The sequence below is a fragment of the Gillisia sp. CAL575 genome (assembly GCF_000403785.1).
In the GTDB taxonomy this organism is placed as follows: domain Bacteria; phylum Bacteroidota; class Bacteroidia; order Flavobacteriales; family Flavobacteriaceae; genus Gillisia.
The window spans coordinates 366,192-387,497 of sequence record NZ_APHJ01000021.1; the positions used below are offsets into that span (position 1 = coordinate 366,192).

At 34.9% G+C, this 21,306-nt stretch carries 20 protein-coding genes and 1 pseudogene; 7 read left to right on the forward strand and 14 right to left on the reverse strand.

Going from position 1 to position 21,306, the window contains the following annotated elements; translation table 11 throughout:
• Positions 1-28: 28 nt before the first annotated feature.
• Positions 29-703 (reverse strand): hypothetical protein, encoded by a 675-nt coding sequence (locus I130_RS04410; RefSeq protein WP_034919861.1) that lies wholly within the window; start codon positions 701-703, stop codon positions 29-31.
• Positions 704-805: 102 nt separating this feature from the next.
• On the opposite strand from I130_RS04410, the gene I130_RS04415 reads away from it, so the two are divergent.
• A complete protein-coding gene (locus I130_RS04415) occupies positions 806-1,864 on the forward strand; it encodes a hypothetical protein (RefSeq protein WP_232224021.1) in 1,059 nt (352 codons plus the stop codon).
• A gap of 29 nt (positions 1,865-1,893) precedes the next feature.
• Here the strand turns inward: I130_RS04415 and I130_RS04420 are convergent, their stop codons facing one another.
• Positions 1,894-3,489, reverse strand: a complete 1,596-nt coding sequence (locus tag I130_RS04420) for an ATP-dependent DNA ligase (RefSeq protein ID WP_034919865.1) — start codon at positions 3,487-3,489, stop codon at positions 1,894-1,896.
• Entirely contained in the window at positions 3,486-4,541 is a 1,056-nt protein-coding gene (locus I130_RS04425) for a ligase-associated DNA damage response exonuclease (RefSeq protein ID WP_034920485.1), read from the reverse strand. Before I130_RS04425 ends, I130_RS04420 begins: the two co-directional genes overlap by 4 nt.
• Before the next feature lie 163 nt (positions 4,542-4,704).
• Between I130_RS04425 and I130_RS04430 the strand changes: the two genes are divergently transcribed.
• Positions 4,705-5,130, forward strand: coding sequence for a TerB family tellurite resistance protein (locus I130_RS04430; protein WP_034919867.1), 426 nt, complete (start codon positions 4,705-4,707; stop codon positions 5,128-5,130).
• A gap of 1 nt (position 5,131) precedes the next feature.
• On the opposite strand, the gene fbp is transcribed toward I130_RS04430, so the two are convergent.
• Positions 5,132-6,142, reverse strand: a complete 1,011-nt coding sequence (fbp, locus tag I130_RS04435; RefSeq protein WP_034919868.1) for a class 1 fructose-bisphosphatase — start codon at positions 6,140-6,142, stop codon at positions 5,132-5,134.
• 115 nt (positions 6,143-6,257) lie between these two features.
• On the opposite strand from fbp, the gene I130_RS04440 reads away from it, so the two are divergent.
• The 5 genes from I130_RS04440 (at position 6,258) to I130_RS04460 (ending at position 11,139) form a co-directional block, all read left to right on the forward strand.
• A complete protein-coding gene (locus tag I130_RS04440) occupies positions 6,258-6,734 on the forward strand; it encodes a GNAT family N-acetyltransferase (RefSeq protein WP_034919871.1) in 477 nt (158 codons plus the stop codon).
• Between the two features lie 75 nt (positions 6,735-6,809).
• Entirely contained in the window at positions 6,810-7,283 is a 474-nt protein-coding gene (locus tag I130_RS04445; protein WP_034919872.1) for a GNAT family N-acetyltransferase, read from the forward strand.
• 2 nt (positions 7,284-7,285) lie between these two features.
• Complete coding sequence (locus I130_RS04450; RefSeq protein ID WP_034919875.1) at positions 7,286-8,539, forward strand: aspartate kinase; 1,254 nt, start codon at positions 7,286-7,288, stop codon at positions 8,537-8,539.
• 53 nt (positions 8,540-8,592) lie between these two features.
• Positions 8,593-10,392, forward strand: coding sequence for a GNAT family N-acyltransferase (locus I130_RS04455; RefSeq protein ID WP_034919877.1), 1,800 nt, complete (start codon positions 8,593-8,595; stop codon positions 10,390-10,392).
• A gap of 102 nt (positions 10,393-10,494) precedes the next feature.
• Positions 10,495-11,139: an SDR family oxidoreductase gene (locus I130_RS04460; RefSeq protein ID WP_034919879.1), complete on the forward strand. Its 645-nt coding sequence runs from the start codon at positions 10,495-10,497 to the stop codon at positions 11,137-11,139.
• Positions 11,140-11,347: 208 nt separating this feature from the next.
• On the opposite strand, the pseudogene I130_RS04465 reads toward I130_RS04460, so the two are convergent.
• From I130_RS04465 to I130_RS04510, 10 genes and pseudogenes are all read right to left on the reverse strand, one after another.
• Positions 11,348-11,733 (reverse strand): annotated as a pseudogene (locus tag I130_RS04465) (VOC family protein).
• 33 nt (positions 11,734-11,766) lie between these two features.
• A complete protein-coding gene (locus I130_RS04470; protein WP_034919882.1) occupies positions 11,767-12,717 on the reverse strand; it encodes an NAD(P)-dependent oxidoreductase in 951 nt (316 codons plus the stop codon).
• A gap of 5 nt (positions 12,718-12,722) precedes the next feature.
• Entirely contained in the window at positions 12,723-13,088 is a 366-nt protein-coding gene (locus I130_RS04475) for a cupin domain-containing protein (protein WP_034919884.1), read from the reverse strand.
• Positions 13,089-13,160: 72 nt separating this feature from the next.
• On the reverse strand, positions 13,161-14,513 hold the full coding sequence (gene mgtE / locus I130_RS04480) for a magnesium transporter (protein WP_034919886.1): 1,353 nt from the start codon (positions 14,511-14,513) through the stop codon (positions 13,161-13,163).
• The gene (rsmA, locus tag I130_RS04485) at positions 14,503-15,372 is read right to left on the reverse strand and encodes a 16S rRNA (adenine(1518)-N(6)/adenine(1519)-N(6))-dimethyltransferase RsmA (protein ID WP_034919888.1); all 870 of its coding nucleotides are present in this window, start codon (positions 15,370-15,372) and stop codon (positions 14,503-14,505) included. Before rsmA ends, mgtE begins: the two co-directional genes overlap by 11 nt.
• Before the next feature lie 42 nt (positions 15,373-15,414).
• Positions 15,415-15,723, reverse strand: coding sequence for a DUF4286 family protein (locus I130_RS04490; protein WP_034919891.1), 309 nt, complete (start codon positions 15,721-15,723; stop codon positions 15,415-15,417).
• Positions 15,724-15,862: 139 nt separating this feature from the next.
• Complete coding sequence (locus I130_RS04495; RefSeq protein WP_034919892.1) at positions 15,863-17,647, reverse strand: tetratricopeptide repeat protein; 1,785 nt, start codon at positions 17,645-17,647, stop codon at positions 15,863-15,865.
• Positions 17,648-17,726: 79 nt separating this feature from the next.
• Positions 17,727-18,998, reverse strand: coding sequence for a serine--tRNA ligase (gene serS / locus I130_RS04500; RefSeq protein ID WP_034919894.1), 1,272 nt, complete (start codon positions 18,996-18,998; stop codon positions 17,727-17,729).
• Positions 18,999-19,051: 53 nt separating this feature from the next.
• Positions 19,052-20,371, reverse strand: a complete 1,320-nt coding sequence (locus tag I130_RS04505) for an HTTM domain-containing protein (RefSeq protein ID WP_034919896.1) — start codon at positions 20,369-20,371, stop codon at positions 19,052-19,054.
• On the reverse strand, positions 20,361-21,299 hold the full coding sequence (locus I130_RS04510) for a bifunctional riboflavin kinase/FAD synthetase (RefSeq protein ID WP_034919898.1): 939 nt from the start codon (positions 21,297-21,299) through the stop codon (positions 20,361-20,363). The genes I130_RS04505 and I130_RS04510 overlap by 11 nt, the downstream gene beginning before the upstream one ends.
• Positions 21,300-21,306: the final 7 nt, after the last annotated feature.

A 21,306-nucleotide genomic window follows, 5' to 3' on the forward strand; every position in this document is an offset into this window, starting at 1 on the left:
AATCATCAATTAGGAACAGAAAGTAGTTTTAACGTTCTATTTTAAAATTATTAAGATTGATGTCATCAACCCCAATATTATCAAAAGGATATTCCAATTGATTTTGAATATTGTATAAAGAAATTAGTACAAACTGAGTTAGAATGACAATAAAATAGGCAATCCAATCTGCATCATTTACCCCTAAGTTGTAAATAATCGTTGGTGCATAAATTAGAGGAAAAATATAAATAAACACCTCACAATAAGCCATTAAACTAATAGGAGTTCTATGAATATGAATAGCATGTAAATTCTCTATAGATTCATGCGTATCCTTCATAAATTTAAAAACTCTGTCTCTAAGCTTATACGGAATAAGGTTTTCTTCATTTGAAATAAAATTATATACTTGGTGCACGATTTCATCTAAGCCCTTGATATCAGCATTTTTTTTGGATAGATGCTCTATGGTTTTTAGATTAATTTCACTTAATATTTTATCAATTTCAGCCTTTCTTTCTTCAAGAAGTTTCTCGTTACTACTTATATAATATTGAACTGTTTTTAAGGAACTTACAAATTTACTTAAATGCTCTAAAGCCTTTTCTCTTCGTTTAAAAGAACTACGAATGGTAAATACTAAAGGAAAAATAATAGCAATACTGAGCAAGGTAAGGTCCACATTAAAGTTGATCTTAAACCTAAAGAACAAATACGTCATTATTGCTGAAAGTGATAACGTAAAAAATGTTCTATAATTTATTATGGATAAATATTTTCTAATAGCTTGGTTTTTAATATCTTAGATAAATATACATCTATTATGAGTAAATCTGCTATCCTCAGTATTTTGCTCCCCACAATTTTATTTATCAACATTTCTATTGCGCAAGAATTTAAGAATGATCTTGTAGAGGTTCCATCTGCACTATTTATTAATAATGAGGTGATGCACATTTCCCTTAAATACTCTAATAAAGATATTAAAAAAGAAACCAACGATTCTACATTTATCACAACCTTTCTAAAATTTAAAGACGAGGAACAAAACTGGGATTCTTTGGAGGTGAGATTACGTAAACGAGGAAATTTTCGACTGAAAAACTGCTATTTCGTTCCAATTAAAGTAAAAATCAAAAAGAAAGAAGGTAATAACACTCTTTTTGAAGGCCACAAAAATTTGAAATTAGTGCTACCATGCTTACTTCAAAAGGAATCCAATGATAATATTTTAAAAGAATACTTAGCTTATAAGTTGTATGAAATTGTGTCCCCTTTTCATTTCAAATCTAAATTGGTACATCTTAGCTACGAAGAAATAAGGGGAAAGAATACAAAAGATCATGAATTATTTGCAATTCTTATTGAAGATGATAAAAATGTAGCAAAACGACTAGGTGGTAAAGTTTTGGATATAAAAGCACATCCCTTAAATCAGGTGCCATTGGAGTGCGTTAGAAACTCATTTTTTCAATACATGATTGGAAATACAGATTATTCAACCGCCTACCAACATAATATTAAATTAATATTTTTAGAAAAAACAATTATCCCAGTGCCTTATGATTTTGATATGTGTGGATTGGTGAACACTAGCTATGCAACAGTATCTCAAATTAATAATGAGAAATTATCCATTGATAATGTAAAACAAAGAATTTATAGAGGATTTGAAAGAGACCCAAAAATATTTGATGATGTTAGATTGGAGTTTTTAGAGAACAGGTCTGCTATTCTCGGAGCAATCAAAGAATGTGAGTTATTATTTGAAAATCGAGGAGAGTATATTTCTACTGTAGAATATATTGAGGAATTTTTTGAAGTTTTAATTAGTGATAGGAAATTTGAAAAAGAAATAGTAAGTCGGGTTAGAAAAAACTAAAGCTTACTACAATTATAATTGAATAAAAATCATTTAGGAATAAGTGCTTTGAGGTCTTCTATCGTATTTGCATCCTCTACCTTCTTGTCTTGTCTCCACCTTAAAATTCTCGGAAATCTTGTAGCTACTCCACTTTTATGCCTCTTAGATTCTGCAATTCCTTCAAAAGCAATTTCAAAAACATGATGCGGAGTTACACTTCTTACAGGTCCAAATCTTTCTAGAGTATTTCTCTTGATCCAAGCATCCACCTTTCTAAATTCTGCATCGGTAAGACCAGAATAAGCTTTGGCAAAGGTTACTAATTCATTTTTTTCCTTATCCCACAATCCAAATGTATAATCTGTAAATAAATTAGAACGTCGCCCGTGACCACGCATTGCATAGGTTAACACAGCATCAACAGTCAAAGGATCTACCTTCCACTTCCACCAATCTCCTTTTTTTCTTCCTACCAAATATGGCGAATCCAACTTTTTCAGCATTAAGCCTTCAGAACGTTCCTCTCTGGCTCGTTGACGTTCTTCAGCAACTTCCTCCCAAGTATTAAAAGCAAGGTTTTTTGATAAGTATAAAGGAATTTCAGAAGTACCTACATCTTTAACCAAGATTTTCAGCAACTCTCGTCTTTCTTTATATGAACTATTCCGAATATCTTTTCCGTTCCATTCCAAGAGATCGTAAACTTTTAAGATCACTGGAGTTTTTTCTGGCAAAGCTTTAGAAACTGTCTTTCTCCCAATTCTAGTCTGCAAATCATTAAAAGTACCTATTTCACCATTTGGGAAAGGCAAGATTTCGCCATCCATGACCGTACCATTTGGAACGGTATTTATAAAGGACTGGAATTCTGGGTACTTATCGGTTACCAATTCTTCTCCACGACTCCAAACAAAAAGCTCGTTATTCCTTATGATCACCTGAGACCGAATTCCGTCCCATTTATGCTCAGCACTCCAATCGCTTACATCCCCCAATTCTTGTGCTTCATTCTCTAAAGCATAAGCCAGATAGAACGGATATGGTTTTGACAGATAATCTTCTTCATTTTCTTCTAAAATAAGCTGAGTATAGGAAATTTTAGAAGGTTCCCAATTCCCCATTAATTTATAAGCAAGTATGTCTTCATCAATGTGAGTTGCTTTAGAAAGCGCTCGTGTCATTAATTTCTGACTTACACCTATTCTAAAACTTCCCGTAATTAATTTACTAAATACGAAACGCTCATAGTAATTGAGTTCTATCCAATTTTTGTGCAAATATTCCTTTTTCTCTGATTCAGGTAATTTTTTTAACTCGATGATCTCCTGAAGAAACTGATTCAAACTTTTATCTGATGAAGCATCCGATGCAGGAATAATCAAGGCAATAGTTTCTGCCAGATCCCCAACAATATGATAAGATTCTTCAAATAACCAGAGAGGAATATTTGCGAGTTCTGTAGCCCATTCTCTTAGTAAAGTTGTATTCACAGGTCTTGGCGGTCTTCTATGAGATAAAATAGCTATTGCCCAAACCTTATCTTTATCTGATGCTTCTTCAAAGTATCGAGTTAGTGCCTCGACTTTTAGGGTAGTCTTATTAGTGCTATCCAGCGTTCTTATTAATTCGGCAAAAAGTTTCATAAGTTTTCAGGTGTTTTTTCTACCAATTCTGGATCTTTTTCAACTTCACTCTTCGCTTCTAATTCCCCTATTTCTCCTTCATATTGAGTCTCTTCTGTTCTGGCATCATAGCCTTTTTCTCTCAAGAATCTTGAAAAAATTTCGGTATAACCATGTGTACAGATCACTTTTTCACAACCTGTGCCTTCTATTGCCTGCAACAATCCTTGCCAATCACAATGATCTGAAAGCACAAAACCTTTATCAATTGCTCTTCGTCTTCTTGCACCCCGAAAAGTCATCCATCCACTTGCCGACGCTGTGACAAATGGCACCATTTTCCTGATCCACGGAGTTCCTTGAGCACTTGGTGGCGCTAGTACTATACTTCCCTTTAAATCATCTTTTTTAGTATCCCTTGTAACTCTAATTGTTTCGGGCATGCTTAACTGTGGCCTTAAAACCTCTGTCATATTTTCAATAGCACCATGAGTATAGATCTTTCCAATACTAGGATCTAAATACTTCAACAAACGTTGTGCTTTTCCTAAAGAATATCCAAACAGTACAGAAGTTCTTCCATCCTCTCTATTTTGCTGCCACCAATTATTTACATCTGCCATCACCTGATCTTGAGGCACCCATTTAAAAGCAGGCAATCCAAAGGTGCATTCAGTAATAAAAGAATGACATTTAACAGATTCATAAGGAACTGCAACCCCATCATCTTCCATTTTATAATCTCCTGTAAATACCCAAACTTCTCCTTTATATTCAACCCGAATTTGAGAAGAACCAATAATATGTCCCGCCGGGTGAAGTGAGAATTTAACTCCGTTTATAGTAAAAGTTTCATTCCATTCCTTGCCAGTAACCACTATTTCTCCCAATCTGTGCCTAATAATTGGCACATTAGAATGATGAGTAATATACTTTTTATGTCCCCATCTGGAATGATCTGCATGACCATGTGATATTATAGCATGATCTACCGGCTTCCAAGGATCTAAATACACCTTGGCTTGCTCGCAATAAATGCCTTTTTCATTAAATACCAACAAAGGTGCGTTCATCATAATTCTTTTCATTAACTAAAGAAAGTTAATGCTTTTGCCTTTTCTTATAAAGGGATTAAGAAAAGATTAGCGAATGTACAATCACCAGTTAATTATGATATAAATTGATTTCACATCAATAGCGGATTATCTATATTTGCAGCAATAAATTATATTATATATGTCATTTGTAGATTTGTTTGACTCGGGAGAGCATTTACGTAATTTAGGTCACTTTGCAGCTATCGTTAACCTAGCAGCAATAGATGGTGAAATAAATGCGTTGGAAGAAGTTCAGCTTCAAAGATTTGCTAGAAAATTGGATATTGATGAATCTGAGTATAGCAAAGTATTGCAAAACCCATCCTCCTTTCCAATTCAACCGCCTAATACTGTAGAAAGAAGATTAGAAAGATTGCATGATCTTTTTACGATCATATTTTCAGATCATGACATAGATGCTGAAGAAGCAGAGCTTATCAAAAAATATGCAATTGGACTTGGATTTTCTGAAGAATCCTCTAAAGCGATTATCAAAAGATCTTTAGAGATCTATGGTGGACGTTTAAGTTTTGATGATTACCGATATTTATTAAATAAAGAATAGACTAGCGGTCTTTCGCTGTCATAAATTCTTCGGCTTTTTCTACCATTTTTGTACTTCCACAAAAGAATGGAACTCGCTGATGCAATTCAGTTGGCTTCAAGTCTAGTATTCTTCCAAACCCATCACTGGCTTTTCCACCAGCTTGTTCTACTATGAACGCCATTGGATTACATTCATATAACAACCTTAATTTTCCAGAAGAATTCTGGGAACTTTTAGGGTAGATAAAAATCCCTCCTTTTATCATATTTCTATGGATATCACTAACCATAGAACCTATATATCTTGAAGTATAAGGACCTTCGGGTTTTTCTTGTTGGCAATACTTAATATAGTCTTTTACACCCTGTGGAAAATGAATATAATTTCCTTCATTTATAGAGTAGATAGTTCCAGTTTCAGGAAATTGCATTTGAGGATGTGATAAATACCAAGAACCCAATGCAGGATTTAAAGTAAATCCGTTTACTCCATTTCCGGTGGTGTACACCAACATTGTTGAAGTACCATAAATGATATATCCGGCAGCCACTTGTTTGTTCCCCGCTTGTAAGAAATCCTCTTTTGTAACCGGTGTTCCAACTGGAGTCACCCTTCTATAAATAGAAAAAATGGTTCCTACAGATACATTTACGTCTATATTAGAACTCCCATCCAAAGGATCCATAAGTACCACATATTTGTTTTGGTGATCTTTTTTATGACCTTCAATGGTTATAAAGTCATCATTTTCTTCAGAAGCGATCCCACAAACAATCTCCCTGTTAGTAAGGGTTTTAATAAATGTTTCATTTGCATAAACATCCATTTTTTGTTGATCTTCGCCTTGAATATTGGTCTCGCCATATGCTCCAATAATATCTACTAACCCAGCTTTATTCACTTCATGATTTACTACTTTGGCAGCAAGTCTAATAGAATTTATCAATCTGGACAGCTCTCCAGAGGAGTACGCAAAATCCTCTTGATTTTCTATTATGAATTCACCTAAAGTCTGATTTTTCTTGGACATTTTAATGGGATATGATTAAGTTGCGGCAAAAATATTCAAAATATATAAGGTACTATAACGTTTTCGCCATTTAAATAAATGTAAGTTCCTTATTTTTGAAATAATTAACATGACTATGAAATTTACAATCCGAAAAGCTGAAAAGAAAGATCTTCCACAAATTCTAGAATTAATTCAGGAACTGGCAACTTTCGAGAAAGAACCCGACGCAGTAGAAATAGATGTAAAAGACCTTGAAAAAGCAGGTTTTGGCGCTGATGCTTTCTACACTTGTTTTGTTGCTGAAGCAGATAATAAAATTGAAGGAATGGCTTTGGTCTATTTTAGATTCTCCACCTGGAAAGGCAAAACTGTTCATTTAGAAGATCTTGTAGTGCGCCAGGAAATGCGTGGTACTGGTATTGGAAGTGCCTTATACAAGGAGGTGATCGCTTATGCTTTAGACCAAGGCGTAAAGCGAGCAGAATGGGTGGTTCTAGATTGGAACACTCCTGCTGTAGAATTTTATGAACGCAGTGGCGCTAATGTTTTAAGGGATTGGGATACAGTACAAATGGATAAAAATGCCATGAGATCTTATCTAGAAAGATAAATATTGGAATATTCTACTTTAACATTTCTACCATATATAAGAATGGTTTGCTAAATTTGTGAAAAAGCAACCATTATGGAATACACAATTAGAGAAGCGCAAAAAAATGACATGCCACAAGTCCTTGAACTTATAAAAGAACTTGCAGCTCACGAAAATGCATCTAATCAGGTAGAAATTGAAGTTGCAGATTTGGAGAAAGAAGGTTTTGAAAATGGAAACTTTAAATGCTTTGTAGCAGATGTTAGTGGAAAACTTCAAGGAATGGCTTTGGTATATTTCAGGTTTTCTACTTGGAAAGGCCGTACCGTGCATTTAGAAGATCTTATTGTAAGAAAAGAAATGCGTGGAACTGGTCTTGGTGGAGCTTTGTACAAAAGAGTTGTGCAATACGGACATGATCATGGAGTAAAACGTGTAGAATGGGTGGTTTCTGAAGGCAATAAAAACGCCATCGAGTTTTACGAAAATTCTGGAGCAGACATTAAGAAAAACTGGTATACTGTGCACATGGACGAAACTGGTATTCTGAAAAATATTGAAAAATAAGAATGGATATATTCAAGTTTGGTGGTGCTTCAATTAAAGATGCGGCTTCTGTCCAGAACGTTTTAAAGGTCCTGAAATTAACTGGAGCTAAAGATAAGGTGATTGTAATTTCTGCAATGGGAAAAATCACTAATGCATTTGAATTAGTAATTAAAGAATACTTAAGCAATCCTAAAGAAATCCCCGAAAGCCTTTCTGAGATTAGATCTTATCACCTTGAAATTATTGCTGGTTTATTCCATACAAACCATGCTCCTATTTACAAAAAATTAGAAGTGCTATTTGAAGAGATCCAGAATTTCATGGTTCATAATAAATCAAACAAGTACGATTTTGTCTATGATCAATTGGTTTGTTTTGGAGAATTAATTTCTTCTACAATCGTTAGCGAATATTTTACTCAAGAAGGAATCACCCATACTTGGGTGGACGCGCGCACCCTTATAAAAACCGATAATATTTATCGAGATGCTTCAGTAAATTGGGAAAATACTCAAAATAAAATTTCCAAAAGCATTAAAAAAGATCAGCTCTATCTCACCCAAGGATTTATCGCGGGAGACACTAATAATTTCACAACCACTTTAGGAAGAGAAGGAAGTGACTATTCCGCAGCCATTTTTGCTTATTGTTTGAATGCTGAAAAAGTGGTGATCTGGAAAGATGTTGCCGGAGTACTTAATGCAGATCCCCGAGTTTTTGAAAACCCTCAATTATTACAGCAGATCTCTTATGAAGAAGCTATAGAGCTAGCATTTTATGGAGCTTCTGTAATACACCCAAAAACACTTCAGCCATTACAGAGAAAGGAAATTCCGCTATTCGTTAAATCATTTATAGATCCTTCAGGAAATGGGACGGCAGTTAGTAAGGGGCAAGCGCTAGTTCCAGCTATTCCTTGTTTTATAGTTAAAAAAGATCAAGTGCTAATTTCATTATCTTCTTTAGATTTCTCCTTTATGGTAGAAGAGAATATAAGCGAGGTCTTCAGGCTTTTTCATTTATATCAGATCAAGGTAGACCTTATTCAGAATTCTGCTATAAGCTTTGCGGTATGTGTAGATAATAAATTCAACAATCTGGAGAAACTTATTCAGCATTTAAAAGCGAGATATAAAGTGAGTTATACAACAGGTGTTTCTCTTTACACCATCAGGCATTTTGATGATGGAGACATAAAATCTTTAGAAAAAGATAAAGAGGTGCTCTTAAAACAAGTTATGCAAAACACCGTTCAAATAGTAACAAAGGCTTAAACATAGGCGATAGTTCAATTCGCTATCTTTGTTAACAACCTAAATCACGCTTAATGGGAATTGTTACCGCGCAGGAAGTTGCCAAACTTATGAACCTCCAAAAATTAGGTCCTATTGGAACTGCAATTGGATGGATCGTATTACGCAGCACAAAACTTTCCACCCTAAATAAAGAATACGATTCTAGAAAAAATCTAAACGGGATAGAATTCATAAATTCTGTTCTGGAAGGATTTGAGATCGATTTTGAAATTCCGGAAAAAGATTTAAAACGAATTCCTAAAACAGGTGCTTTTATCACCATAGCAAATCATCCGTTGGGCGGTATAGACGGAATGATCCTTTTGAAGATCTTATTAGAAAAACGCAGTGATTTTAAAGTGATCGCCAATTTTCTTCTGCATCGTTTAGACCCTTTAAAACCCTATATCATGCCTGTTAATCCTTTTGAAGATCATAAGGATGCGAAATCTAGTTTAGGTGGAATCAAGCAATCTATTGCTCACTTAAAGAGTGGCGGTGCCTTAGGGATCTTTCCCGCAGGAGAAGTTTCTACTTATAAAGATGAAAAGCATATTGTAGATAAACCTTGGGAACCTTCAGCTATGAAGCTAATTCAGAAAGCAAAAGTACCTGTTGTTCCTATTTATTTTCATGCTAAAAATAGCACCTTTTTTTACCGCTTAGCTAGTATGAGCGATATTCTAAGAACCGCTAAATTACCTAGCGAAATGTTATCTCAAAAGAAAAGGAAGATCGTGGTGCGTATTGGTAATCCTATCTCTGTAGAAGACCAAACGGCAAACCCAAATTTAGAAGCTTTTACAGCATTTTTACGTAGAAAAACTTTTATGCTGGCTAATTCTTTTGAAAAGAAAAGCCTCTTTGATAACATCCCTAAAAGTCTAAAGTTACCAAGAAGCCCAAAAAAGATTGCCTTGCAAGCGAATCTACCTTTAATGGAAGAGGAAATAGAAACTTGCAGAAGATTAGATAAGCGTCTTTTGGAGAGTAAAAATTACGAAGTCTTTTTAGCCAAAAAAGAAGTGATTCCAAATATTCTTAATGAAATTGGAAGGTTAAGAGAAATCACTTTTAGAGAGGTTGGAGAAGGAAGCAACAAGTCTATAGATCTGGATCCTTTTGATGATTACTACTATCATCTATTTCTATGGGATAAGGACACTAAAAAAATAGCCGGGGCATATAGAATGGGAATGGGAACTGAAATATTTAAGGCTTACGGAATAAATGGCTTTTATCTTCAGGATCTTTTTAGATTTGAACCAGAACTCTACGACATGATGAGCCAGTCCATAGAAATGGGAAGGGCTTTTATTATAAAGGAATATCAATTACGGCCAATGCCTTTGTTTTTATTATGGAAAGGAATCGTGCATTGCACCTTGCGTTTCCCAGAACATAAATATCTGATTGGCGGAGTAAGCATTAGTAATAAATTCTCAAATTTCTCTAAATCGCTGATGATAGAGTTTATGAAATCTAATTATTACGATCCTTTTGTGGCACAATATATAAGACCAAAAAAAGAATTTAAGGTAAAATTGAATGATGCCGATAAGGATATTGTTTTTGATGAAAGTGAAGCCGATCTTAATAAATTCGATAAAATAATTGATGAACTAGAATCGGAAAGCTTAAGACTTCCCGTATTAATAAAAAAATACATCAAGCAAAATGCGCGTGTGGTGGCTTTTAACGTAGATCCATTATTTAATGATGCCATTGATGGTCTTATGTACATCAAAATAGCAGATCTTCCTGAAAGCACTGTAAAACCTGTGATGGAAGAGTTTCAAAAAGAATTGGAGCAAAAGCATACACATATCTAAACCTATACTTTCTGAAGCTTGTTAATTTCCTGTTATACCATCTTTAAAATTGGGAATTGGTCGATTTCATAAGTATATTAAAAATTCTTAAAAAGAAATAAAATGGAAAGAGTATTGGTAGTGGGAGCTACAGGACAGACGGGAAAAAGAATTATAGAAATATTGAATAGTTCTAGCACGTTCGAGCCATATGCGATGATCAGAAAAGATGACCAAAGGCAAATGTTTGAAGATATGGATGTAGAAACTGTAATGGGAGACCTTGAAAAGGATGTAGACCAAACAGTTCAAGGTATGGACAAGGTAATCTTTGCTGCAGGTTCTGGAGGAGACACAGGTGAAGATAAAACCATCGCCATAGATCAAAATGGAGCTATAAAAATGATAGATGCATCTATAAAAGCGAAGGTTAAAAAATTCGTGATGTTAAGTTCTATGGGAGCAGATAAACCTGAATCTAATAAAGACCTAAAAGTATATCTGGAAGCTAAACAAACCGCAGATGAGCATTTAAAAAACAGCGGACTTGCTTATACCATTGTACGTCCTGGGGCATTAAATGACGATCTTGGATTGGCAAAAGTAAAGCTTGCTGAAAAATTAGACCAGAGTGGAGAAATCTCTAGAGATGATGTTGCCTTTTTATTAGTAATGAGTCTTGCAGATCCTTTGGTGAAAAATAAAACTTTTGAAGCCTTAGAAGGAAAAGAGTCTATAAAGAATGCTATTATAAATTTGAGTAGATAAAAATTATACCTTTCGTCCCCCGAGCTTCGGGGTAATGTAACATGTTCCTGACTGTCATCCTGAGCTAGTCGAAGGATCTCTAGTAAAAACATTTAGCCTAAGAAGAGATTCCTCACTACTCTTCGAAATGACAGTTATTAAAATGTTCAGATAAAATAAAAATCTTCAAATACAGCACTGATACTGTATTTGAAGATTTTTTTAACATTTATAAGAAAGCTTTATCATTAGGCTCCCAAAGTTCAATTTTATTGCCTTCTAAATCCACAATCCATCCAAATTTTCCTTCTTCCACAGATTCCTTCTTATCTATTACTTGTACCCCTTCAGATTTAAGGGTTTCAAGTAACTCATCTAGATTCTCAACTCTAAAATTCATCATGAATTCTTTTTTGGAAGGTTCAAAATAATCTGTGTCTTCCTTGAAAGGACTCCATTGTGTAGAACAGTCTACGTCGTCCTTATTTTTCCACCAAAAAGTAGATCCCATTGATCTGTATTGAAACCTAAGTGATCACGATACCAATCTTTTACTGCTTTTGGATCTTTTGTTTTAAAGAATACACCTCCTATACCTGTAACTCGTTTTTTCATGGTGGTTGTTTTCAGAACAATTTGTTACTTATTCTAATAAACTGCTTCTCCAAATTTATCTATGATCTTATAGGCGATGGTAGAAGCTAATTTTTTATGCGACTCCTCTGTCCATCCTGCTACATGCGGACTTAACAACACATTTTCAAAAAACATAAGTTCTTTTAGGTCTGCAGGAATTTGGTGATCTTGAAATAAATGCTCAAAAGAATCTTTTTCATATTCCAATACATCTAAACCAGCACCTAGAATTTTTCCTTCTATAAGTCCTAAGACCAGATCGGCTGTTACCACACTTTTACCACGAGCAGTATTAATGAACCAAAAGGGATTTTTAAACCTATTTATAAAATTGGAGTTTACCATTTTATTTGTTTCCGCTGTCCATGGAGTATGCAAGCTCAAAATTTCGGCTTTATCCTGAAGCTCTTCCAGACTAACCTGATTAGCATTTTCATCTCCTACTCCTTTTAATATATCGTAACACAGCACCTTAACATCAAAACCTCTTAGTTTTTTTGCAAAGGCTTTACCCATATTCCCATAACCTATAATTCCAACTGTTTTACCATCTAGCTCTATTCCCCGGTTATCTTCTCTATACCAATACCCCTGATGCACTTCTCTATTTGCTTTGTTCAATTTATTTAGAAGCGACAACAACATTCCTAAGGTATGTTCTCCAACAGCATTACTATTTCCTTCTGGAGCGGCAAAAAGCTCAATTCCGTTCTGCTTTGCGTATTCTACATCTATACTTTCCAGGCCTGCACCAACTCTAGCAATAAACTTTAGGTTAGGGGCAGCATCTATAAAAGCTTTATCTATTTTAAATCTACTTCTAATTACAATACCGTCAAAAAGATGCTGATTTTCAAGAATTTCTTCTTTACTAAGATGGTAAGCTTCAATATTATGATAGCCTACTTTTTTTAATTCTTTAATCAATAAAGGATTATTACTGTCTACATGTAGAACAATCATAATTTCTAAATTTTAGGATATGTATTTACCGTTAACTCACTTTCTACATTACCTGTATGTTTTACAGATAGTTTTTCGAAAAGCATTACATGAACTTCTTCATCGTTTTTAGTAAAAGGGCGATGCTCTACTCCTTTTGGAACCACAATGATTTCACCTTCTTTTATCTCTAACGTTTTATCCCTAAACTCTATATATAAAGTACCTTTGACAATTTGAAATAGCTCATCTTCCTCCTCATGCATATGCCAAATAAATTCGCCTTTGAGCTTGGCTAGTAATACCTGCATATCATCTACAACAGCTATTTGATGGGGATTCCAGTTTTTACTGAATTTTCCAAACTTAGATTCGATATTGATGCTTTCCATAGAAAAAAGTACTCTGATAATTAAAAAACGAAAAAGTTCTGATTGGAGGGATTCAAAATTGCTTCTACTAAGTTAGAAACCTAAAATGAGTTTTGCAATACTAAAATATATTAAAATTCCACAAATATCATTACTGGTCGTAATAAATGGTCCGGTTGCCATTGCTGGATCAATCCCTTGTTTATCCAAAATAATAGGAACAAATGTTCCAATTAAGGAAGCAATAACTATTACTGAGATAAGCGAAATTCCAATTGTTAATCCAAAATTAAGATCGAAGCCTAACAAAAAGATGCCTCCCACAATTAATAAAATTGCTAAAACCACCCCGTTAAAAAGACTTAAAACGATCTCTTTTAAAAGCCTTTTAAGCAATGAACCTTTCAGGCTTTTATTTGCCAGACCTTGCAGAACAATTGCTGATGACTGTACCCCCACATTCCCTGCCATTGCAGCAATTAGAGGAACAAAAAAGAAAAGTGCTGCATGTTCTTTCATGGCGGCATCAAATGTTCCAAGAACAGAAACACTTATAAACCCTCCAAAAAGAGCTAAAATAAGCCATGGAAGACGTGCTCTGGTAAGCAACCAGATACTATCATCTGCTTCAACATCTTCAGAAATACCCGCTGCCATCTGGTAATCCTTTTCTGCTTCATCCTTAACAAAATCCAAAATATCATCAATGGTAATTCTGCCAACGAGTCTTCCCATCTCATCTACCACAGGAATTGCTTCTAAATCGTATTTCTGCATGATCCTGGCCACTTCTTCTCCTGGCGTATGCACATTTACATAATCTACCTGCGGAATGTAGACATCACTTATATGTGCCTTGCTAGGAGCAGTAAGCAGATCTTTTAGGGATAATCTCCCTTTTAATTTATTCTTATCGTCCACCACATAAATAGAGTGAACTCTGGTCACATTCTCTGCCTGATTTCGCATTTCGCTCATGCAGCCAGTAACATTCCAGTTTTCGTTTACTTTCACCAATTCTTTTGCCATAAGACCACCGGCAGAATCTTCATCATAACGAAGTAATTCCACAATGTTATCTGCATGCTCCTCGTCTAAGATCTGTGCAATTACCTTTTGTTGGCGTTCTTCGGAAAGTTCAGAAATAATATCCGCGGCATCATCGGTATCCATTTCTTCCAGCTCCTCTGCAATTTCTTTAGGAGATAAACTGTCTAAAATGCGTTCCCTAACGCCTTCTTCAAGCTCCATTAAAGCTTCAGAAGTTTTTTCGCTATCTAGTAATTTTACAATATAAGTAGCCTCTTCAATATCTATTTCCGAAAGAATCTCGGCGATATCTGCAGGGTGAACTTCTTCTAAATGCAACAGGAGTTCCGCATCGTTCTTTTGTTCGATGAGGTATTCTATCTTTTCAATTAATTCTTCTGTTAATTCAAATTGCATCCTGCTGAATTTTTTCTGTAAGTTCTATAAACTCTTGTACACTTAGCTGCTCTGGGCGTTGGCCAAAGATAGCATCTTCTCTTAAATTATCTGATAAATCGAAGGTCTTTAGACTATTCCTTAAGGTTTTCCTTCGTTGCTGAAAAGCTGTTTTTACCACTCTAAAAAGTAATGCTTCATCACACGAGAGTGTGAAATTTTCCTTTCGCTTTAATCTTATTACTCCGCTTTCTACCTTTGGCGGCGGATTAAAAACTGTTGGTGGTACGGTAAACAAATAGTCTACCTCAAAAAACGCTTGAGCTAAAACAGAAAGAATTCCGTAGGTTTTGTTACCATGTGGTGCAGCAATACGCAGAGCAACTTCTTTTTGGAACATTCCCGCAAACTCTGGGATAAGTTCTCTATTTTCCAAAGTTTTAAAAACGATCTGAGTGGAAATATTATAAGGAAAATTACCGATGATCGCATAAGGTTCTTTCTCAAAAATCTCGCTGATGTCTGTCTTTAAAAAGTCCTTTTCGAGGATCTTTCCTTCCAATTGCGGATAATTTTCGCCCAAATAAGCCACACTATCCCTATCTATTTCTATAACGTGAAGATCTATGTCTTTTTTAAGCAAATACTTGGTGAGGACACCCATTCCCGGACCTATTTCCAGAACATTCTTATAACCCTCATATCCTAAGGAATCAGCTATTTTTTCTGCAATTCCCTCATCAGTTAGAAAGTGTTGCCCTAAGTGTTTTTTTGCTCTAACATCGCCATCTGCACTAAAAGCAGCTTTCCCGGGAGCATATTTACTTTGCTTAAATTTATTATCCTTTGAATTGAAAGGATTCTTATTATTTTTTTTCATGTAGGAGTTTTTTACTGCTAACTATATTTTGAAAAGTACAGCTTATTGCTCACTTACAATTTCCATCTCGGTTCTAAATGCTACAAATTTACCTTCATAGGGTTTCGATTTTGCTCTTAATGTAGGAGCATCCTCTTGAATATACCTTTGTAACATCTGTTTACTCTCGGTGGTATATTGAACAGAATAGGTGATTCCGCCCATTTCTTCGTTTACCATCACTCTGCTCATTAATGCTTTTTTAAACTTACCAGTATTTAACATCTCTGGGATATGCTCGGTTTTCATCCAATTAAGCCATTCGTCATGGATCTCTTCTTGGATATTTATAGTTACGTTATATATGTACATTTTTTCTTTTTTAATCTATGTTTATCTGCTTTCCTGTTTTGTTTTAAATGTCACATCAAGCCTAGTCGAGCTGTTTTTTAGACCCTTCGACTCCGCTCAGGAGACATAAACATTTAGCAATTTGATTTATTCTGAATTACTACTCCAGAGCATCACCTCTTAAAAAGCGATACTTTTTACGGGCATCTACAAAGTAAATACTATCTGGAAAATTAAAAATAATATGCTCGTAATATTGTTTCGCCTTTTCAGGATTTTCAAGTTTATTATCATATAATTCTGCTAGCAAAAAGGTGGCATTATCTGCCAAGATATCCTTTCCATAAAACTCCAGGATTTTTAAATAATTTTCTTCAGCCCTTTGCCAGTTTGCAGCAAGGGTAAAGAGTTCAGCTTGTTTTAGCAAAGCTTCATCTTCAATTTTCTCCCCTTTATGATTTATTAAAATTTCATTTAAAACGCCAATAGCCTCGTTTGGTTTATTCTGAAAGGCTAACAAATCTGCCTTTGCATATAACTTAAGAGCAGTTTGTGTAGAGTCTTCCAAACTATTTTCTTTAATAAGCAAACTCAACTCCATAGCATCATTTGCTATTAATTGAGTAGTAGAAGCTTTTAATACATTTAACTGTGAAAGAGCCCAATCAAAATCACCCTTAAAATAACTGGTTTTAGCCACTTTAAAACGTGCATTTTGAGATATCTCATCATTCTTAACCAAGGTCTGAACCTGAGAGTAATAGATTAATGCCTGATTGAATTTTTGATCCAACACCAAAATATCTGCTAAGGTCATTTTGATGGCAGCTTGTTGGAAATTATTCAACGGACTTTTAGAAAGAGTATTTAATAATTCTTTGGCTTCATCAATTTCATTCATTTTAAAAGCTAGGAAATTGGCATAATCAATTTGGATAGCCATGGTTTCAAGTCCTCTTCCAAATTCGGAAAGCAACTTTTCAAAATCCTTTTTCAATCCTGTGAAATCTGAAGCTTTTGCAGTGCTTAACTTCATATCCAGCAATAATTGATTCGCTTGAATTATTATGGTTGGAGAAGTAGTTTCAGCAATAATAAATGAAACTAACTCCTTTGCTGTTTCAATATCACCTTCAGACTTAGCTAAAACAGTGAGCTGAATAATTCGCTGTAGATCTTTATCGCTTCTTCTGTAAATTGCTTTTTCTTGTATAAAAGCTTTATCAAAATCTTTCTGCTGAATAAAAAGCCAAGCTAAAAGTTCGCTATAGGTTAAATCCTGAGTTTTTTGAATTTTCTGAAGCAACTGTTTTCTAAAGGCTATATTGGCCAAATTAGAAGCGTCTTCCAAGATATAGCGATCGAATTCCCGCATAAGATTAATAGCCATCTCAGGTTGCTTTGTAATGAGCTCTAAATAGGCGGCAAACATCTCGTCCAATTTTCCTTGCTCCCCATAAATTCTGGCAAGTGGCAAATCAAAATTCATTTCAGGGTTTAGCTGCATTCCCAAAACATAGGCCTGCTCTGCATAATCCAATAAACTATATTTTTCGAAATTACGCGCGATGGAATAAGCGTAATTTGCTTTTTCATTTATTGCACCTAAAGCTTCTGAATACTGCTTTTTAGCTAATTCTTGTTTATTTTGAAGCTCGTAATTATGACCTAATTCAATTAAAATACTCGGATTGTTATTGGTGTTTTTAAGCCGCTCTTGCAATAAACTTTCTGCCATTTCAAAATCCTCTAACTGTTGGTAAGAGGTAACTAAGCCCATAAAATAATTAGAATTTCCGGGAGCCTCTTTTACTAGGTTTTGATACACACTAAGAGCTTTGGCATACTCCCCTTGATCCAGATATTTTTGCGCCAATTGATCTGACTGGCAAAAAACGCTCTGAATACCTATAAAGAATAAGGCTATATAAAGAAAACACCGCATTTTGTAAAGATAACAAAATGCGGTGTTTGCAAATAAATATATAAGATTAAAAGCGCTTTCTTAGAAAGCCACTTGAAATTTAATTGATCATTGAAAATCCGGTATACTTCACCAATACTTCAGGAACTTTAATTCCTTCTGGGGTTTGATAGTTCTCAAGGATCCCGGCTAATACCCTTGGCAATGCCAATGCACTTCCATTTAAAGTATGCACCAATTCCTTTTTACCGTCTTTATCCTTATACCTCAACTTTAATCTATTTGCTTGAAAAGTTTCGAAGTTAGAAACAGAACTTATTTCTAACCAACGATCTTGAGCAGTAGAGAACACTTCAAAATCGTAAGTAACAGCAGCTGTAAATCCAAGGTCACCCGCACACAATCTTAAAATTCTATATGGCAACTTTAAATCTTGCAGTATGTTTTTAATATGATCTACCATTCCATCTAATGCTGCATAAGAATTCTCAGGCTTTTCTACACGTACAATTTCAACTTTATCAAATTGATGAAGTCTATTTAAGCCACGTACATGTGCTCCATAAGACCCCGCTTCTCTTCTAAAACAAGGAGTATGGCCAGTACAGGAAATAGGCAGATCTGCTTCAGTAAGCATTCTATCTCTAAAAAGGTTAGTCATTGGAACTTCCGCAGTCGGGATTAAATAAAGATCATCTTCAGTAACATGATACATTTGCCCTTCTTTATCTGGTAATTGTCCAGTTCCAAATCCTGAAGCTTCATTTACCAATAATGGTAATTGATATTCAGTATAACCAGCATCCACTGCTTTATCTAGAAAATAAGTGATCAAGGCTCTTTGTAATCTTGCTCCTTTACCTTTATAAACAGGAAATCCTGCACCCGTAATTTTATTACCAAGCTCAAAATCTATGATATCATATTTCTTAGCCAATTCCCAGTGAGGCAAAGAACCTTCTGCCAATACTGGAATATCCCCTTCTTTAAAGATCTCCTCATTATCATCTTCTGTAAACCCCTCAGGAACCAGATCGTTGGGGATATTGGGTACGGTATAAAGCAGTTGCTCTAATTTAGCTATCGTTTCATTAAAATTGTCTGAAAGCTCTTTAGACCTATCTTTCAATTGAGATGTTTTCTCTTTTAAGATATTCGCTTTTTGCTGCTCGCCAGATTTAAACAACATTCCAATTTCCTTGGAAAGCTGATTGGATTCGGCCAATGTTTCATCTAATTGCGTTTGTGTGGAGCGCCGAGATTCATCTAATGTTAAGATCTCTTCAAAGATATCTTCGGCATTGAAATTCCTCTTTTTAAGGGCTTTAATATATCCCTCTTTATGCGCTCTAATATTGCTAACTTGTAACATAAGGCCAACTAATTTTTAGTAAGCAGCAAATGTAACAAAAGCAAGTAAAAATATCAGTCTAATTTAGAAGGTAAAATCCAGTGGTGGTGCTTAAAATGATGCCACTTCTCATTGGCAAGATCTACTTTTGAATCTATAAATTGCTGGTAGGGCCTCCCATTAACACTTACCTTAGAATCTACAAATACAGAAATATTTTTTCCTTCTTTGGCATATTCTCTTTTTAATCGTTGCGAAAACTGCCAGATCATGTCTGGTTTAGTATTAATAGCGCCCAATTGTTTTTTAGATAAATACTTGGATTTATTTATAAAAAATATCTTTTTGGTATCCTTATCTACCACCGTAAAATTTGTTCTCCCACTTTTACTGCGCAACATCATTCTCCATGAAAGTCGGTGCCCCTCCTCTGTCCATAAAACATCATCTTGATAAAACCAATGCCTTAGTGGCAATCCCACTTGAAAGATAAACCAGATAGAGATCACTGCTAAAAAGGCATTTCTATACTTCGGAATAATGATTTCTTTCTCATCGTAATATTTCTTTCTTCCTCTTAGAAACCATTTGTTTATTTTTTCTGATGGGAAAAAGAACAAAATTAATGCAAGTGAGAGATATGGAAAAATCCCAATATGGAAAATGAAACTATTGAACAAGTGAAAGAATATAGCCGCGATAAATATTGGAACTCTAGTTTTTCTATAGAGTAATAATGGAATTATTAAAAGGTCGAATAAGAATCCGAACCATGAAATACTCATATGCGCCCATCCCTGCTGAAGCAAATCTCCAACTAGCCAATAATCTGCCTTAGACCTCATCAAGATCCTTGGAAACTCCCCATTAAACCAATCCGGATATAATTTAGCAACTGATGCGTAGGTGTAAACGATCCACATTTGAAACACGATAAATAGCCAAACCCAACGAGGCATTGATATTTCCCGAAGCGATGAATTTCTCCATGCATCAATGGAAGCATTTTTATGTGCTGGCAAAAAGAACATAATTCCACACAAAAGCATCAATAAATAGTAATGATTGTTATAGGAAGATTTTTGCATCAGGTAAACCGATGCCCACATAATAGTATAACAAAATATACTAAATCTATACTTATACCCTACCATAACTAACAAGCCGAAAAAGCCCATTATTCCGTAATAGTAAAGCATCCCATTTCCGGGAAGTGGTTGTAAAAATTCGAAACCAATAAAGTTGAAAGTTTCCTGTGGCTCAATCAGGGTGCGCTTTACCCAACCTGTAGCAATACTTCCAAAAGCTTCTAAGGCTATTAATAGCCCAAAAAACACACGGAAAACTACCAGCGCAGAATTATCTATCCGGGTAAAAAGGAACCTATTCAGCATAGTTGTCTTTAATAAACTGCGAACTAAAGGCTTCATCTTGTTTCATCCCTCTTTTTAAAGAGTCTATAGAATCAAAATTCTTCTCATCTCGAATTCTGGTAAGCAATTCAATCTCCAATTTCTGTCCGTAAAGATCTTGATCTAACATAAAAAAGTATGTTTCTATAGTTTGCTCTGTTCCACCCACGGTAGGATTGGTTCCTATATTCATCATTCCAAAATAAGGAATCTCATCTATTTCGGCGCGCGCTATATAAACTCCATTTTTAGGAATCAATTTATAATTCTCTTCTATTTTTAAGTTAGCAGTTGGGTAACCAAAATCTTTCCCTAGTCCTTTTCCTCTTACCACAGTTCCAGTTAGCATAAAGGGTTGCTGCAGGTAGCGATTCGCCTTTTCTACATTTCCTTCCATCAATGCTTTCCTGATCTTTGTAGAACTCACTGCGACATCCTCTATCTCCTGTTTACCAATCTCCTCTACCTCAAAATCATATTCCTTTCCAAATTCCTTTAAGGTGTTGATATCTGCAGTTCTATTTCTTCCAAATCTATGATCATAGCCTATAATGATCTTTTTGGCATTTAGTTTATGCACCAAAATATCACGTACAAATTCTTGTGCAGTAAGTCTGGAAAATTGATGAGTGAATGGATGAATAATAAGATGATCTATCCCAGAATTTGAAAGAAGCTTTTTGCGCTCATCTATAGTATTTATGAGTTTAATATCACTCTCTTTCTGCAATACCATTCTTGGATGCGGAAAAAAGGTAAGAATCGCCGATTCCATATTGCTGAGTTTCGCTGTATTTACCAACTTTTCTATAATCTTTTGATGGCCAGCATGCACCCCATCGAAAGTACCAATGGTTATTACCGTTGGGCTATCACTTTTAAAAGTATATGCTCCTAGATGTTCTTTCAAGTGACTT